The organism is Cellulomonas sp. A375-1 (assembly GCF_001040865.1).
GTDB classification, from domain to species: domain Bacteria; phylum Actinomycetota; class Actinomycetes; order Actinomycetales; family Cellulomonadaceae; genus Cellulomonas; species Cellulomonas gelida.
In genome coordinates this window covers 2,586-18,374 of sequence record NZ_LFKW01000130.1, presented here as the reverse complement: position 1 = coordinate 18,374, position 15,789 = coordinate 2,586, and the positions used below count along the sequence as shown (strand labels likewise).

Annotated in this window: 11 protein-coding genes; 7 read left to right on the top strand and 4 right to left on the bottom strand. The window is 73.7% G+C overall.

Going from position 1 to position 15,789, the window contains the following annotated elements:
• From CWIS_RS13160 to CWIS_RS13150, 3 genes are all read right to left on the bottom strand, one after another.
• Positions 1–877: ATP-dependent 6-phosphofructokinase (locus tag CWIS_RS13160; RefSeq protein ID WP_048343815.1), on the bottom strand; the 877-nt coding region annotated here is incomplete at its 3' end.
• A 24-nt stretch (positions 878–901) separates the two neighbouring features.
• Positions 902–1,879 carry an electron transfer flavoprotein subunit alpha/FixB family protein gene (locus tag CWIS_RS13155; protein ID WP_048343769.1) on the bottom strand — a complete coding sequence of 326 codons (978 nt, stop codon included), beginning with the start codon at positions 1,877–1,879 and terminating at the stop codon, positions 902–904.
• Between the two features lie 52 nt (positions 1,880–1,931).
• Positions 1,932–2,711, bottom strand: a complete 780-nt coding sequence (locus CWIS_RS13150) for an electron transfer flavoprotein subunit beta/FixA family protein (RefSeq protein ID WP_048343768.1) — start codon at positions 2,709–2,711, stop codon at positions 1,932–1,934.
• A gap of 115 nt (positions 2,712–2,826) precedes the next feature.
• Between CWIS_RS13150 and glgX the strand changes: the two genes are divergently transcribed.
• From glgX to CWIS_RS13120, 6 genes are all read left to right on the top strand, one after another.
• Positions 2,827–5,094: a glycogen debranching protein GlgX gene (gene glgX, locus CWIS_RS13145; protein ID WP_048343767.1), complete on the top strand. Its 2,268-nt coding sequence runs from the start codon at positions 2,827–2,829 to the stop codon at positions 5,092–5,094.
• Between the two features lie 60 nt (positions 5,095–5,154).
• Positions 5,155–5,673 carry a flavodoxin family protein gene (locus tag CWIS_RS13140; RefSeq protein ID WP_048343766.1) on the top strand — a complete coding sequence of 173 codons (519 nt, stop codon included), beginning with the start codon at positions 5,155–5,157 and terminating at the stop codon, positions 5,671–5,673.
• Positions 5,674–5,779: 106 nt separating this feature from the next.
• Positions 5,780–7,435 carry an FAD-binding dehydrogenase gene (locus tag CWIS_RS13135; RefSeq protein ID WP_048343765.1) on the top strand — a complete coding sequence of 552 codons (1,656 nt, stop codon included), beginning with the start codon at positions 5,780–5,782 and terminating at the stop codon, positions 7,433–7,435.
• A gap of 155 nt (positions 7,436–7,590) precedes the next feature.
• Positions 7,591–9,753, top strand: a complete 2,163-nt coding sequence (locus CWIS_RS13130; protein WP_048343803.1) for an alpha-1,4-glucan--maltose-1-phosphate maltosyltransferase — start codon at positions 7,591–7,593, stop codon at positions 9,751–9,753.
• Positions 9,754–9,848: 95 nt separating this feature from the next.
• Complete coding sequence (gene treS, locus CWIS_RS13125; protein WP_229747481.1) at positions 9,849–11,591, top strand: maltose alpha-D-glucosyltransferase; 1,743 nt, start codon at positions 9,849–9,851, stop codon at positions 11,589–11,591.
• Positions 11,592–11,593: 2 nt separating this feature from the next.
• Positions 11,594–12,922, top strand: coding sequence for a phosphotransferase (locus CWIS_RS13120; protein WP_048343801.1), 1,329 nt, complete (start codon positions 11,594–11,596; stop codon positions 12,920–12,922).
• 45 nt (positions 12,923–12,967) lie between these two features.
• On the opposite strand, the gene CWIS_RS13115 is transcribed toward CWIS_RS13120, so the two are convergent.
• On the bottom strand, positions 12,968–14,209 hold the full coding sequence (locus CWIS_RS13115) for an ROK family transcriptional regulator (protein ID WP_048343764.1): 1,242 nt from the start codon (positions 14,207–14,209) through the stop codon (positions 12,968–12,970).
• Positions 14,210–14,428: 219 nt separating this feature from the next.
• Between CWIS_RS13115 and CWIS_RS13110 the strand changes: the two genes are divergently transcribed.
• Positions 14,429–15,766, top strand: a complete 1,338-nt coding sequence (locus tag CWIS_RS13110) for an ABC transporter substrate-binding protein (RefSeq protein ID WP_048343763.1) — start codon at positions 14,429–14,431, stop codon at positions 15,764–15,766.
• Positions 15,767–15,789 lie beyond the last annotated feature (23 nt).

The following is a 15,789-nucleotide window of genomic DNA, read 5'->3' as shown; positions in this document are numbered from 1 at the left end:
CCAGACCCGTCGCCGCCTCGAGCTCGCGCGCGAGCCGGAACGTGTGCTCGCGCTGCGTGTCCTCGACGTGCCGCAGGTGCGACTTGGCTGCGCGGATCGCCTCGGGGGTCTTGGCGGCCTTGACCAGCAGCTGCGCGGCCTCGTAGTCGGCGGTGTCGTCGGTGTCGCGCGCCCCCTCGGCGACGGCGACCACCGAGAACGTCGAGCCGCGCGCGGTGCGCGCACGGATCGTCTCGGCGATCGACTCGACGGTGTACGGGATCTCCGGGATGAGGATGATGTCCGCACCGCCGGCGATGCCCGCCCCGAGCGTCAGCCAGCCCGCCCGGTGCCCCATGATCTCGGTGAGGATGATCCGGTGGTGGCTGTGCGCCGTGGAGTGCACGCGGTCGATCGCCTCGGTCGCGATCTCCATCGCGGTCGCGAACCCGAACGTGGTGTCGGTCATGGCGATGTCGTTGTCGATCGTCTTCGGCAGCGTGATGACGTTGAGGCCCGCGTCGACCAGGCGCATCGCGTTCTTCGCGGTCCCGCCGCCGCCGAGCATGATGAGCGCGTCCAGCCCGTTGCGCTCGTAGTTCTCGACGACGGTCGGGACCATGTCCCGCACCTCGCCGTCGACGTTCCAGCGGTGGACCTTGTCCCTGCTCGTGCCCAGGATCGTGCCGCCGACCGTGAGGATCCCGGACAGCGCGGCGCCGTCGAGCTCGACGAACCGGTTCTCGACGAGTCCCGTGACGCCGTCCCGGAACCCGATGAGCTCCATGCCGTAGTGCCCGATCGCGGTCTTGCCGAAGCCGCGGATCGCGGCGTTGAGGCCGGGGCTGTCGCCTCCGGCCGTGAGGATCCCGACGCGCTTCGTCGTCCGTGCGGTCATGACGGCTCCTGTCGTCGCTGAGGGTCAGCCCTTGAGGCGGCGGAGCTCGGCGGTCAGCTGCGGGACGACGGTCGTGAGGTCACCGACGACCCCGAAGTCCGCGATCTCGAAGATCGGTGCGTCCGGGTCGGAGTTGATCGCGACGATCGTGCCCGACGCCTGCATGCCCCCGCGGTGGTGCACCGCACCGGAGACGCCTGCGCCGATGTAGAGACGGGGCGAGATCGTGACGCCCGTCTGACCGATCTGCGCGTCGTGGCCGATCCAGCCCTCGTCGGTCGCGACGCGCGTCGCACCGACCGCACCGCCGAGCACGTCGGCGAGCTCCTCGAGCGCCGAGAAGTCGCCGTCCGTGCCGCGCCCTCCGGTCACGACGATGTGGGCGCTGCCCAGGTCCGGCCGTCCCGTGGCGGGCCGCTCGGTCCGCTCGACGACGCGCACGCGCGACGCCGCAGGGCTCGCGGTGAACGCGTGCTCACCGACCTGCGGCGCAGCCGCGACGGGCGCCGGCGAGACGACCACGCTGTTCGCCTTGACCAGCACGACCGCGAGCGGCGTGCGCAGCGCGGTGCGCGTGGTCCAGGTGCCCGCGAACACGGTCTTGCCCGCGACCAGCGCGCCGTCGGCACGCTCGAGCGCGTCGGCGTCGGTCACGACGCCCGCGCCGGTCGCCACCGCGAGGTACGCGGCGAGCTCCTTGTTCTCGAACGACGAGACCGCGAGCAGCGTCGTCGCGCCCGTGGCGTCGAGCAGGCTCGCGACGCCCTCGGCGAGGACCGCGGGGACACGCACGTCGGCGTCGCTGGTCAGCCGGTGCACGTGCGTGACGCCGAGCGCGCCGAGCTCGGCCAGCGCGGCCTCGTCGGGCTCCGCACCGTCCGCGGGCCACGCGCCGTGCACGCCGCCGTCGGTCAGGTCGCGCGCGAGCGTGACGAGCTCACGCACCGGGGTGCGCAGCGCGCCCGTGCTGGTGTGGTCGAGCAGGACGAGGATGTCGCTCACGGTGGTCCTCAGATCGGTGTGACGTTCGGCGGTGGGCTCGGCGGGCTCGTCGTCAGACGAGCTGGTTCTCGACGAGGTAGGCGGCGAGCCGCACGCCCGCATCGCCGGTGTCGGTCACGAGCACGCGGTCCTCGCGCGCGGGACGCGGTGCGGCCTCGAGCACCTCGGTACGCGCGCCCGCGGCGCCGACGAGCGTCGGGTCGAGCCCGAGGTCCGCGAGCGTCAGCGTCGTCACCGGCTTCTTCCGCGCGGCCATGATGCCCTTGAAGTTGGGGTAGCGCGGCTCGTTGGCCTGGTCCGTCACCGAGACGAGCACCGGCAGCTCGGCCTCGAGCACCTCGCTCGCGTGGTCGAGGTGGCGCGTCACGCGCACCGTCGACCCCGTCACCTCGAGGCGCGCGGCGAGCGGCAGCGCCGGGACGTCGAGCAGTGCCGCGAGCGCCGTGGGGACCAGCGAGGTGAGGCCGTCGAGCCCCGCCATGCCGGTCACGACCAGGTCCGCGCCGCCCATGTGGGTGATCGCGGCGGCCAGCACGCGTGCGGTGCCGATCGCGTCGGAGCCGGCGACCGCGTCGTCGACGACGTGCACGGCTTCGTCGGCGCCCATCTGCAGACCCTTGCGGACCGCGTCCACCGCGTCGTCCGGGCCCACGGTCACGACGACGACCTCGCCCTCGCCCGCGCTCTCGACGAGGCTGAGCGCGGCCTCGAGCGCGTTCTCGTCGAGCTCGTTCAGCGTGCCGTCACCCCCGTCGCGGACGGTGCGCCCCTCGGCGATCTGGCGGTCCGACTGGATGTCCGGCACGTGCTTGACGCAGACGACGATCTTCACGCCCGGAACGTTACCCTCCGTCCGTCGGGCGCAACTCGGACGGTTCGCCCAGCGGACGCCCGCCCCTCGCCGCTGTCACGTGCGCGACATGGCGCCGACATGCTCGTCGGCCACAATGGGCGCCGTGAACCAGCGACCGACGACCTCCCGCCGCCCCCCACGCCTCGGCGTGCGCCCGGTCGACGGCGGGGTCGAGGTCGCGGTCCTCGCGTCGCACGCGACGGGGGTCGAGCTGTGCCTGTTCGACGGCCACGGCGCGCAGCCGCACACGACCGAGCGCCGCATCCCGCTCGACGGCCCCCACCAGGGCGTGTTCAGCGCGTTCGTCCCCGGCGTCGCGCCCGGCGACCGCTACGGCCTGCGCGTGCACGGCGCGTGGGACCCCGTCCACGGGCTGCGCCACAACCCCGCCAAGCTGCTCGTCGACCCGTGGGCCCGGGGCCTCGAGAGCGAGCTGGGCTACGGGCCGGCCACGTACGGTCACGTGGTCGACGACGAGGGTCGCGGGGACGTGTACGGCCCGGCCGACCCCCGCGACTCCGCCGGCCAGGTGCCGTACGGCGTCGTCGTCGACGAGGCGGCGCTGCCCGGGCCGGACCCGGCCGCCAACCGGCCGTGGGTCCCGTGGGAGAGCACGGTCGTCTACGAGGCGCACGTGCGCGGCCTGACGAAGCTGCACCCCCTGCTGCCGCCCGAGCTGCGCGGCACGTACGCGGGTCTCGCGCACCCCGCGGTCATCGACCACCTGCGCGGCCTCGGCGTGACCACGGTCGAGCTCCTGCCGGTGCACGCGAGCGCCTCCGAGCCGCACCTCGTCGCACGCGGCCTGCGCAACTTCTGGGGGTACAGCACGCTCGGCTTCTTCGCCCCCGAGCCGCGGTACGCGACCGCAGCCGCGCGCGCCGCCGGTCCCGCGGCCGTGCTCGCCGAGCTGCGCGGCGCGGTCCACGCGCTGCACGAGGCCGGCATCGAGGTGCTGCTCGACGTCGTCTACAACCACACGTGCGAGGGCGGCAACCCCGGCCAGCACGTCTCGTGGCGGGGCCTGGACAACACGCTGTACTACTGGCACGACGGCGGCGTCCCCGCGAACCTCGCGGACGTCACGGGCACGGGCAACACGCTCGACTTCCGGCGCACCGAGGTGGTGCGCATGACGCTCGACTCGCTGCGCTACTGGGCGGACGTCGTGGGGGTCGACGGCTTCCGGTTCGACCTCGCCGTGACGCTGGCCCGCGGCCCCGACGGCTACTCGCAGAGCCACCCGCTGCTCGTCGCCGCGGGCACCGACCCGTCCCTGCACGGGCTCAAGCTCGTCGCCGAGCCGTGGGACGTGGGGCCGGGCGGGTGGCGCACGGGGCAGTTCATCCCGCCGTGGGCCGAGTGGAACGACCGGTTCCGCAACGCGGTGCGCTCGTTCTGGCTCGCCGACCCCGCCCGCGCCGCGCACGGCCTGCCCGGCCACCGCGTGCGCGACCTGGCGACGCGCCTGTCCGGCTCGGTCGACCTGTTCGGCCACGGTGACCCGCCGCTCGTGCGCGGCCCGAACGCGTCGGTCAACTTCGTCACCGCGCACGACGGTTTCACGATGGCGGACCTGGTCGCCTACGACCACAAGCACAACTTCGACAACGGCGAGAACAACCGCGACGGCACCGACGACAACCGCTCGTGGAACCACGGCGCCGAGGGTCACGTCGCACCCGACTCGCCGGCCGCGGCGATCGTCCCGCTGCGCCGCCGCTCGATCCGCAACCTGCTCGCGACGCTCGTGCTGGCCGCCGGCACACCCATGATCACGGCGGGCGACGAGATGGGGCGCACGCAGCGGGGCAACAACAACGCGTACTGCCACGACGACGAGCTCACCTGGGTCTCGTGGGACCTCGCGCCGTGGCGCCGGGACCTGCTCGCGAGCGCACGGTGGCTGCTCGCGCTGCGGCGCGAGCACGCCGCGCTGCGCCCGCGCCGGTTCTACACCGGACGTCCGGCCCGCGAGGGTGGCCGCGTCGACCTCGCGTGGTTCGACGCCACCGGGACCGCGTTCGACCACGCCCGGTGGCACGACCCGCAGATCCGCACGCTGCAGATGGTGCGCGCCGTGGACGAGGACGCCGCGGCGACGCCGGACGTCGTGCTCGTCGTCGTCAACGGCGCGCTGCACGAGTCCGAGGTGACGATCGCGGGCGAGGACGGCGACCGGTTCCGGCTCGCGTGGGACTCGGTGTGGGAGCGGCCCGACGACCAGCGCTCGTCAGCCATCGCGGGCGTGCTGCACGTGCAGGCCGGCGAACTCACCGTGCTGGAGCCGCTGAGCCTGCGCGTCTACGTGCTCGACCGCGCCGACGTCCCAGGTCAGGAGCCCCCGACGACGCCGTCCTGACCACCGTCGTCAGGACCTCGGGCCCACCCCCGCGGCGCCCGGCAGGACCATCCTGGAGGCATGTCAGGGGTCGTGGTCTTCGAGTCGATGTTCGGGTGCACGCGCGCCGTCGCGGAGTCGATCGCCGAGGGCATGACCGCCGCCGGGCTCCCGACGGTGGTGCTCGACGTCGACGACGTCCTGGCGCACGACGACGTCGTCGCCCGCGCCCGGCTGCTCGTCGTCGGCGCACCCACGCACATGCGCGGGCTGAGCACGCCGCGCTCCCGGGCGCTCGCGCGCGCCCGGGGTGGCCAGGGCGACCTGGGCGTCCACGAGTGGCTCGACGCGCTGCCGGGGCTCAGCGGCCGGTCGACCGCGGTGTTCGACACGCGCTCGTGGTCGCGGTTCGCAGGTTCGGCGGGGTCGCGCATCGAGAAGCTCCTGCGTCGCCGGGGCGCCGAGATCATCGCCCCCACGCAGGCGTTCGGCATCGAGGGTGGCGAGGACGGCCGGGCGACGATCGACGACGCCCAGCTCCAGCTCGCACGCGCGTGGGGCGGGTCGCTCGCGGCGCACCTGCTCTCGCCCGTGCACTGACGGACCAGCCGGGACGAAAGGACCGGAGACCGCCGGACGGACCGACCGGGCGAACCTCGCGCACCGACCTTCTGGACGGCCGTCCAGCCGGGCTAGGCTGCGCGCCATGGGTACCCACGACGTCGTGGTCGTCGGCGCAGGCCTCGCCGGGCTCGTCGCGACAGCCGAGCTGACCAGGGCCGGTCGCCGCGTGCTCCTGCTCGATGCCGAGAACGCCGCGTCGCTGGGCGGCCAGGCGTTCTGGTCCTTCGGCGGGCTGTTCCTCGTGGACTCCCCCGAGCAGCGCCGCCTCGGCGTGCACGACTCCGCCGAGCTCGCCCTGGCCGACTGGTTCGGCTCCGCGCAGTTCTCCGACGACGGCTCGGACCGGTGGGGTCGGGCGTGGGCGGAGGGGTTCGTCGACTTCGCCTCGGGCGACCTGCGCTCGTGGCTCCACGCGCAGGGCGTGCGGTGGTTCCCCCTCGTGCAGTGGGCCGAGCGCGGCGGCTACACCGCGGGCGGCCACGGGAACTCCGTGCCGCGCTTCCACGTCACGTGGGGCACGGGGCCGGGCATCCTCGAGCCGTTCGTGCGCACGCTGCTCGACGCGCGGGCCGCGGGCCTGGCCGACGTCCGGTTCCGGCACCGCGTGACCGGTCTCGTCGTCGCCGACGGCCGCGTCACCGGCGTACGGGGCGACGTGCTGCGCGACGACGCGGTGGCCCGCGCCGTGCCGTCGTCGCGCGAGGTCGTCGACACCTTCGAGCTCAGCGCGGGCGCCGTCGTGATCGCGACCGGAGGCATCGGCGCGAACCACGACCTCGTCCGCGCCACGTGGCCGGCGCACGCGGGCCGCCTGCCCGCGCGCATGCTCTCGGGCGTGCCGGACCACGTCGACGGCTCGGGCATCGCCGCCGCACGCGACGCCGGCGCCGCGGTGGTGCACGCGGACCGCATGTGGCACTACCCCGAGGGCATCACCAACCACTCGCCGGTGTGGACCCGCCACGGCATCCGCATCCTGCCCGGACCGTCGTCGCTGTGGCTGGACGCCGACGGGCAGCGCCTGCCGGTGCCGCTGTTCCCCGGCTTCGACGCGCTCGGCTCGCTCCAGCACCTCACGCAGCGCGGCGACGACCACTCGTGGTTCGTGCTCGACAAGACGATCCTCGGATCGGAGTTCGCGCTGTCCGGCTCGGAGCAGAACCCGGACCTCACAGGCAAGGACGTCAAGCTCCTGCTGCAGCGCGTCAAGCCGGGTGCGGTCGGTCCGGTCGAGGCGTTCGCCGAGCAGTCGCCCGAGTTCCTGTGGGCGGACACGCCCGCCGAGCTCGCCGCGAAGATGAACGCGCTGACCGGCGATGACCGGATCGACGCGGCGGCGCTCGAGCGCACGATCGTCGAGCGCGACCGCCAGGTCTCGTCGGGGCTCGCCAAGGACCTGCAGGTCGTCGCGACCGCGCAGGCGCGGCGCTACGTCGTCGACAAGCTCATCCGGGTCGCCAAGCCGCACCGCCTGCTCGACCCGGCGCACGGCCCGCTGCTCGCGGTCCGGCTGTCCGTCCTGACGCGCAAGACGCTCGGCGGCCTGCACACCGACCTCGAGGGGCGCGTTCTCGCGCCCGACGGCGAGGTGCTGCCCGGGCTGTGGGCCGTGGGCGAGGCGTCGGGCTTCGGCGGCGGCGGCGTGCACGGGCACCGCGCGCTCGAGGGCACGTTCCTCGGCGGCTGCCTGTTCACGGGCCGCACGGTGGGCCGCGCACTCGCGTCCGACGTGTCCTGACGTCGCCCGCGCTTCCGGCGCCGCGAGCAGCACGGCTCGTGCGTCGGACTCGCGCGCTGCAGATGCCTGGGACGGGCACCTGCGGATAGGTTCGGGACGTGACGACCTCCCCCGCCGCACCGGGTCGGCGCCGCAGGACCGCTCGTGCCTCGACACTGGCCGCGCAGGCCGAGCCGCAGCGCGAGACGAGCACCGCGACCGCCCCCGACGCACCGGCCACCGCCGCCCCCTCCCCGACGCCTGCCACCCCCTCCGCGACGCCCGTCGCGCCCGTCCCGACCATCGTCGCCCCCGCGCCCCGCGCGACGACCGTCATCGGCGCCCCGCCCGTCGGTCGCATCCCGGTCCTGGACGTGTTCCCCGTCGCCGAGGCCGGACGGTTCCCCGCCAAGGCGGTCGTCGGCGAGGCCTTCCCGGTCCGGGCGACCGTGTTCCGCGAGGGCCACGACGCGGTCGCGGCGACGGCCGTGCTCGTGGACCCGGACGGCGCGGTGCACGCGCGTGCGGCGATGGTCGACATCGCACCCGGCCTCGACCGGTACGAGGCGCGTCTGGTCCCCGACCGGACGGGCCTGTGGTCGTTCCACGTCGAGGGCTGGTCGGACCCGTACGCGACCTGGGCCCACGACGCGGCCATCAAGGTCGAGGCGGGCATCGACGTCGAGCTCATGCTCGCGGAGGGTGCGCGCCTGCTGGCCCGCGCGGCCGACCGCACGGGCGACGACGCGATGAGCGAGCACGGTGCCGCGACGCTGCGCGAGGTGGTCGAGGCGTTGCGCGACACGCACCGCTTCCCCGGCGAGCGCCTGGCGTGGGCACTGTCGCCGCACGTGCGCCAGGCCCTGTCGCGCGAGCCGCTGCGCGACCTCGTCAGCGCCTCGCCCAGCTACCCGCTCGTCGTCGACCGGCCACTGGCTCTCACGGGCGCGTGGTACGAGCTGTTCCCCCGCTCGCACGGCGCCACGTGGGACGACCACGCGCAGGAGTGGCGCACCGGCACGTTGCGCACCGCGGCCGAGCAGCTGCCGCGCATCGCGTCGATGGGCTTCGACGTCGTCTACCTCACGCCGATCCACCCGATCGGCCTGACGAACCGCAAGGGCCGCAACAACTCGCTCGGCGCGCTCCCGGGCGACCCCGGGTCGCCGTACGCGATCGGCTCGGCCGACGGCGGGCACGACGCGATCGAGCCCGGCCTGGGCACGTTCGAGGACTTCGACGCGTTCGTCGCCCGCGCCCGCGAGCACGGCATGGAGGTCGCGCTCGACATCGCGCTGCAGTGCTCGCCCGACCACCCGTGGGTCACCGAGCACCCCGAGTGGTTCACGACGAGGGTCGACGGCTCGATCGCCTACGCGGAGAACCCGCCCAAGAAGTACCAGGACATCTACCCGCTGAACTTCGACAACGACCCCGCGGGGCTGTACGCCGAGGTCCGCCGGGTGCTGCAGGTGTGGATCGACCACGGCGTGACGCTGTTCCGCGTCGACAACCCGCACACCAAGCCGCTCGACTTCTGGCACTGGCTGCTCGCGGACGTCGCGCGCGACCACCCCGAGGTGATCTTCCTCTCCGAGGCGTTCACGCGCCCCGCGATGATGCAGACGCTCGCGAAGATCGGCTTCCACCAGTCGTACACGTACTTCACGTGGCGCAGCACCAAGCAGGAGCTCGGCGACTACCTGCAGGAGGTCTCGGGCGACCAGGGTGCGTGGATGCGTCCCGCGTTCTGGCCGACGACGCACGACATCCTGCCGCCGTACCTGCAGGGCGCGGGCGGGCAGGCGTGGGCGATCCGCGCGGTGCTGGCCGCGCTGGGCTCGCCGACGTGGGGCGTCTACTCGGGGTACGAGCTGCTCGAGAACGTGCCGCGGCCGGGCGCCGACGAGCAGATCGACAACGAGAAGTACGAGTTCCGCCCGCGGGACTGGTCGCTCGCGCAGCACCTGGGCATGGCGGACCTGATCGGCAAGCTCAACGAGATCCGCCGCGCGCACCCCGCGCTGCACCAGCTGCGCAACCTGCAGGTCCACCCGACGAGCGACGACGCGACGCTCGCGTTCTCCCGGCACCTCGCGGCCGAGCACTCGCCGACGGGCCGGGCGAGCACGGTCGTCGCGGTCGTGTCCCTCGACCCGTGGAACGTGCGCGAGGGCGTGGTCGAGCTCGACCTCGCGTCGTTCGGCCTGCCCGCGCACGGACCGGTCGTCGCGCACGACGTCCTGCGCGACGAGCACTACACCTGGGGCCCGCAGGTCTACGTCCGCATCGACCCGGCCGAACGGCCCGCACACGTCGTCGTCCTGGAGCACCCGTGACCGAGACCCCCACGTCCGCGGTCGCGCCGGCCCGCCCCCCGACGGGGTCGCTGCCGCGCGTGCGCGAGCCCGCGCCCACCACGTCGCAGATCAAGCTGCCCACGGGCCGCCAGCCGGCCGTGCCGCCGCTGCCGGGCGACGGCCTGGTCGAGGACCCCGACTGGTACCGCACGGCGGTGTTCTACGAGGTGATGCTCCGCAGCTTCTCCGACTCCACGGGCAGTGGCAGCGGTGACCTGCGCGGCCTGATCGACCGCCTCGACTACCTGCAGTGGCTGGGCATCGATTGCCTGTGGCTGCCGCCGTTCTACCCGAGCCCGCTGCGCGACGGCGGGTACGACGTCGCGGACTACACCGCGGTGGCCAGCCAGTACGGCACGCTCGAGGACTTCGTCGAGCTCGTCGAGCAGGCGCACGCGCGTGGCATGCGGGTGGTCGTCGACCTCGTCATGAACCACACGAGCGACGCGCACCCGTGGTTCCAGGCGTCGCGCAGCGACCCGGAGGGCCCGTACGGCGACTTCTACGTGTGGTCCGACGACGCGACGCGCTACCAGGACGCGCGCATCATCTTCGTCGACACCGAGACGTCCAACTGGACGTTCGACCCCGTGCGCCGGCAGTACTTCTGGCACCGCTTCTTCAGCCACCAGCCGGACCTCAACTTCGAGAACCCGCGCGTGCGCGAGGCGATGCTCGACGTCGCGCGGTTCTGGCTGGGCCTGGGCATCGACGGCTTCCGGCTGGACGCGGTGCCCTACCTGTTCGAGGCCGAGGGCACGAACTGCGAGAACCTGCCCGAGACGCACGCCTTCCTGCGCACGGTGCGCGAGATGCTCGACCGCGAGTTCCCCGGCCGCATCATGCTCGCCGAGGCGAACCAGTGGCCCGAGGACGTCGTGCACTACTTCGGTACCGAGCGCGAGCCCGAGTGCCACATGTGCTTCCACTTCCCGGTGATGCCGCGCATCTACTTCTCGATCCGCGACCAGCGTGCGACGCCGATCGTCGACATCCTGGCCGACACCCCGCCGATCCCGGCGGGCGCGCAGTGGAGCACGTTCCTGCGCAACCACGACGAGCTCACGCTCGAGATGGTCTCGACCGAGGAGCGCGCGTCCATGTACGGCTGGTACGCGCCCGACTCGCGCATGCGCGCGAACGTCGGCATCCGCCGCCGCCTCGCGCCGCTGCTGGACAACTCGCGCAAGGAGATCGAGCTCGCGCACGCCCTGCTGCTCTCGCTGCCCGGCAGCCCGTGCCTGTACTACGGCGACGAGATCGGCATGGGCGACAACATCTGGCTGCCGGACCGCGACGCGGTGCGCACGCCGATGCAGTGGACGCCCGACCGCAACGCCGGCTTCTCCGTCGCCGACCCGGGCAAGCTCTACCTGCCGCTCGTGCAGTCGCTCGTCTTCCACTACGGCCACACCAACGTCGAGGCCCAGCTCGCCCAGCCGACGAGCCTGCTGCACTGGGTCCGCGGCATGCTGTCGGTCCGCAAGCAGCACCCGGCGATGGGGCTCGGCGAGTTCCGCGTCGTGCCGAGCGACAACGAGTCGGTGCTGACGTTCACGCGCAGCACCGCCGAGGAGACGGTGCTGGTCGTCGCGAACCTCGCGGCCACCGCACGCTCCGCGCGCGTCACGATCGCGGACGCCCCTGGCGCCGAGCTGCACGACGTGTTCGGCGGTGCGTCGTTCGGGAGCCTCGACGAGACCGGCTCGGCGCGGTTCACGCTCGGCTCGCGCGAGTTCTTCTGGCTCACCGTCCGCCGGGCTCCGCGGTCGGCCCGCACCTCGTCCGTCGACCCACGGCTCCCGGCCGAGACGTGACCATGCTGACGGCACGCGCGCCGGACGCCTCCGACCAGCGGCTGCTCGCCGCGGTCGCTGCGGACCTGCCCACCCGGCGGTGGTTCCCGGTCAAGGGCGCGGCCGCGGACCTGACCGTGCACGCGGTGGTCCCGCTCGTCGACCCGCTCGGTGCGGCCGACGTGCGCGTGCTGCTGGTGGCCGCCCGCTCGGCGCAGGGCGGCGACACGCTCCTGCAGGTCCCGCTCGTGGTCGTCCCGTCCGACGAGCCCGCCGGCACCCCCCTCGGCGACGGCCGGACCGCGCTCGACGGGGTGGCGCACCCCGCGTTCCTGCGCGCCTGGTTCGACCGGGCCGAGGGCCCGTTGGGGCCGCCCGGACCCGTCGACCTCGAGCACGTCGCGGCGATCACGAGCGAGCAGTCGAACTCGTCGGTCGTGCTCGGTGCGACCGAGGGCGGCGCGCCGGGCCGCGCGATCCTCAAGGTCCTGCGTGCGCTGCAGCCCGGCGAGAACCCGGACATCGACGTCCCGCGCCGGCTCGTCGACGAGGGGTACACGGGCGTCCCCGCGCCGGTCGCGTGGCTGCGCGCGTCGTGGCCCGACCTCGCCTCGCCGCACGCCCTCGTCACCGGCTACCTGGGCGTGACGAGCGAGTTCGTCCCGGGCGCTCGCGACGGGTTCGAGCTGGCGTGCGAGCTCGCGGGTGCGCGCGAGCCCTTCGACGCAGGCGCGTACCGGCTGGGCGCGGTGACCGCGCGCATGCACGCGGCGCTCGCGCGCGCTTACCCCACGGTCGCGGACGCCGACGGCCCCGACCGGCTCGCGCAAGCCTTGCTCGAGCGCTTCGCCTGGGCACGGGACGCGGTCGACGAGCTCGAACGGTACCGCCCGGCCGTCGAGCGCGTCGCGCAGCGCGTCCGCGCCCTGCCGAGCACCCCGCCGCGCCAGCGCGTGCACGGCGACCTGCACCTGGGCCAGGTGCTGGCCGTGGACGACGACTGGCTCGTGCTCGACTTCGAGGGCGAGCCTCTCGCCCCGCTCGAGGCCCGCACCCGTCCCGACCTCGCCGTCCGCGACGTCGCCGGACTGCTGCGCTCGCTCGACTACGCCGCCGCGGTCGGCGGGCTGACCGGCGACGAGGCCCACGCGTGGACGACCGGCGCGCGCGCCGCGCTGCTCGCGGGGTACGGCCAGGCGAGCGCGTCGGAGCCGGGTGCGTCGGACGAGCTGCTCACGCGGGTCCTGGAGCTCGACAAGACGCTGTACGAGGCGGTGTACGAGGCACGCAACCGCCCCGCCTGGCTCCCGATCCCGCTCGCGGGCCTCGACCGGCTGACGTCCGGCGCCTGAGCGCGCCTCTACGCCTGACCGCCCGACGAGGGGCCGCGCCGACGATCAGGCGCTCGCCGTCACCGTCTCGGTCACGTCGAGCGCCATGCGCATGCCGCCGACCCTCGGTGCGAGCTCGGCCTGCAGCACGAGCGCGGCCGCGCCGACCGCCGCCGCCTCGGGCGCGTTCGACGAGATCGCGACGCGGACGGCGTGGCTGGCCCGCGCGAAGAACGAGCGGGACAGGCGCTCCTCGATCACAGGCAGGTACAGCGAGCCCGCGAGCGCGAACGACGGCCCGGTGAGCACCACGTGCGCGACGTCGAGGACGTTCGCGAGGGTCTGCGCGGCGACCGCGAGGTAGCGCGCGGACCGCCGCAGCAGGGCCATGGGCACCTCGTCGCCGCGCGCGGCGGCCCGGGCGAGCTGCGCGAAGTCCTCCGACACGGAGCGCCCGGCGAGCTCGACGCCCTGCTCACGCGCCTGCGCGACCACGGCGGCGGGGCCCGCGAGCGCCTCGACGCACCCCCGGCTCCCGCACCAGCACTCGGGGCCGTCGACCTCGACGCAGATGTGCCCGACCTCGCCCGCGTTCGAGCTCGACCCGCGGTAGACCGTGCCGTCGACGATGATGCCCGCGCCGATGCCCGTGCCCATGTAGAGCGCGGCGAACGCCGAGCCGGTGGGGACGCCGCCGGACCAGTACTCGCCGATCGCGGCCGCGGTCGCGTCGTTGTCGAGCAGGACCGGCAGGCCGACCGCGTCCTCGAGCGCGCCCGCGAGCGGGAACTCGGTCCACGCCTGCATGACGGGCGGGGTCAGGGTCATGCCGGTGCGCACCGCGAGCGGCCCGGGCGAGACGACGCCGAGCCCGAGGATGCGTGCGGGGTCGACGCCGATGCGCGCGACGGTCGCGCGAATCTCGGCGGCGATGCGCGCGACGACCTCGCGTGGGTCGTCGGCGCCCGCGCCGGGCCGGCGCCAGCGCGCGACGATCGCGCCGCCCAGGTTGGCGATCACGTAGGTGATGCCCGCGTGGTCGAGGTGCACCCCCACGGCGTAGCGCGCGAACGGGTCGAGCTCGAGCAGCATGCGGGGCTTGCCGCCCGTGGACTCTGCGCGGCCCACCTCCAGGACGAGGCCGTCGTCGATGAGCTTGCGCACCACGGTCGAGACCGTGGCGCCGGTGAGCCCGGACACGCGGGTGAGCTCGACCCGCGAGATCGTCCCCGCGGCTCTGATGAGGTCGAGGATCGCCGACCTGCTGCTCGCGTGCACGGCGCCGAGCCCCGGCTGGGAGCTGTTCACCGGCCCTCCTGTCCGCCGGGCGACGCGGGACTCGCGCCGCCGGGCCTCATGGTAACGAGCCGCGTCGCGCCCCGGCCGGGACCGACACGACCCGTTGACTTACTTAGTTCAGTGGATTAAGAATGCCACACGGAGCACGGTCCCCGGACCGACGAGGCAAGGACGCCCCTCCACCCACGGCCGGCACGCGCACGTGCCGGGACCACGAGAGGATCACCGATGTTCCCTCAGAAGCGACGCCGCAGGTACGTGTCCCTCGCCGCGATCGGCACCGTGCTCACCCTGGCGGCGGCGTGCGGCAGCGGCTCTGGTGACGAGCCCACCACGCCGGCGACCGGCGCGGACGCCGAGCCGGCCGGCGAGATCACGGTCCTGACCTGGCGCACCGACCTGGTCGAGGACGGCACGTTCGACGAGTACGTCACCGCGTTCAAGGAGAAGTACCCCGACGTCACGAACGTCAAGGTCGAGGGCATCACCGACTACGAGGGCGAGGTGAAGACGCGCATGAACACCGACAACTACGGCGACGTGCTCGCGATCCCCGGCTCGGTCACCCCCGACCAGCTCGGCGACTTCTTCGAGCCGCTCGGCGCGCAGGACGAGCTCGGCGAGGAGTACCGCTGGATCAACGACAAGTCGTTCGAGGGACTGTCCTACGGCATCCCGGTCGTCGGCAACGTGCAGGGCATCGTCTACAACAAGAAGGTCTGGGACGCCGCGGGCGTCACGGCCTTCCCCACCACGACGCAGGAGTTCCTGGCCGACCTGCAGTCGATCAAGGACGCGGGCATCGAGATCGCGCCGCTCTACACCAACTACAAGGACAGCTGGCCGCTGACCCAGTGGGACGGCGCGCGCGGCGCGGTCACCGCGGACCCGGACTACGTCAACAAGATGACGCAGACGGACACCCCGTGGACCGACGAGTCCGACTCGGGCGTGATCGACGGTCTGCTGTACGACGTGGTCGCGCAGGGCCTGACCGAGGCCGACCCGACGACCACCAACTGGGAGCAGTCCAAGCAGCTGCTCGGCACGGGCAAGATCGCGGCGATGGTGCTCGGTTCCTGGGCGATCCCGCAGATGGCGGCGGCCGCCGAGGCCGCGGGGGCGAGCGCCGACGACATCGCCTACATGCCGTTCCCCGCGCAGGTCGACGGGACGTTCCACGCGGTCGCGGGCGGCGACTACAACCTCGGCATCAACGTGCACTCGTCGAACAAGGTCACCGCGCGTGCGTGGATCGACTGGTTCAACCACGACTCGGGCTTCTCCGAGTCGCAGGTGGGCCTCTCGCCGCTCGTCGACGGCCCCGTGCCCGCCGCGCTGCAGGGCTTCGTCGACGAGGTCGAGCTGCTCACGATGAACGCGGCACCGGCGGGCAAGGAGTCGCTGTTCGCCGACATCGACACCGCGTCCGGCATCGTGACGACCGACCCGAAGTATCGGCAGAAGATCGTCGACGACGCCCGGTCGGGCTCCCGGACCAAGGAGCAGGTCCTCACCGACCTCAACGCCGCGTGGGCGAAGGGCCGCGCGGAGGTCGGCTCCTGAGGTCCCGCAGGATGACCACCGCT

What these genes read in the sequence shown, in the direction of transcription:
- glgX (WP_048343767.1), top strand. Translation starts at nt 2,827, where the DNA reads ATGGGCGCCGTGAACCAGCGACCGACGACCTCCCGCCGCCCCCCACGC.
- CWIS_RS13140 (WP_048343766.1), top strand. Translation starts at nt 5,155, where the DNA reads ATGTCAGGGGTCGTGGTCTTCGAGTCGATGTTCGGGTGCACGCGCGCC.
- CWIS_RS13135 (WP_048343765.1), top strand. Translation starts at nt 5,780, where the DNA reads ATGGGTACCCACGACGTCGTGGTCGTCGGCGCAGGCCTCGCCGGGCTC.
- CWIS_RS13120 (WP_048343801.1), top strand. Translation starts at nt 11,594, where the DNA reads ATGCTGACGGCACGCGCGCCGGACGCCTCCGACCAGCGGCTGCTCGCC.
- CWIS_RS13110 (WP_048343763.1), top strand. Translation starts at nt 14,429, where the DNA reads ATGTTCCCTCAGAAGCGACGCCGCAGGTACGTGTCCCTCGCCGCGATC.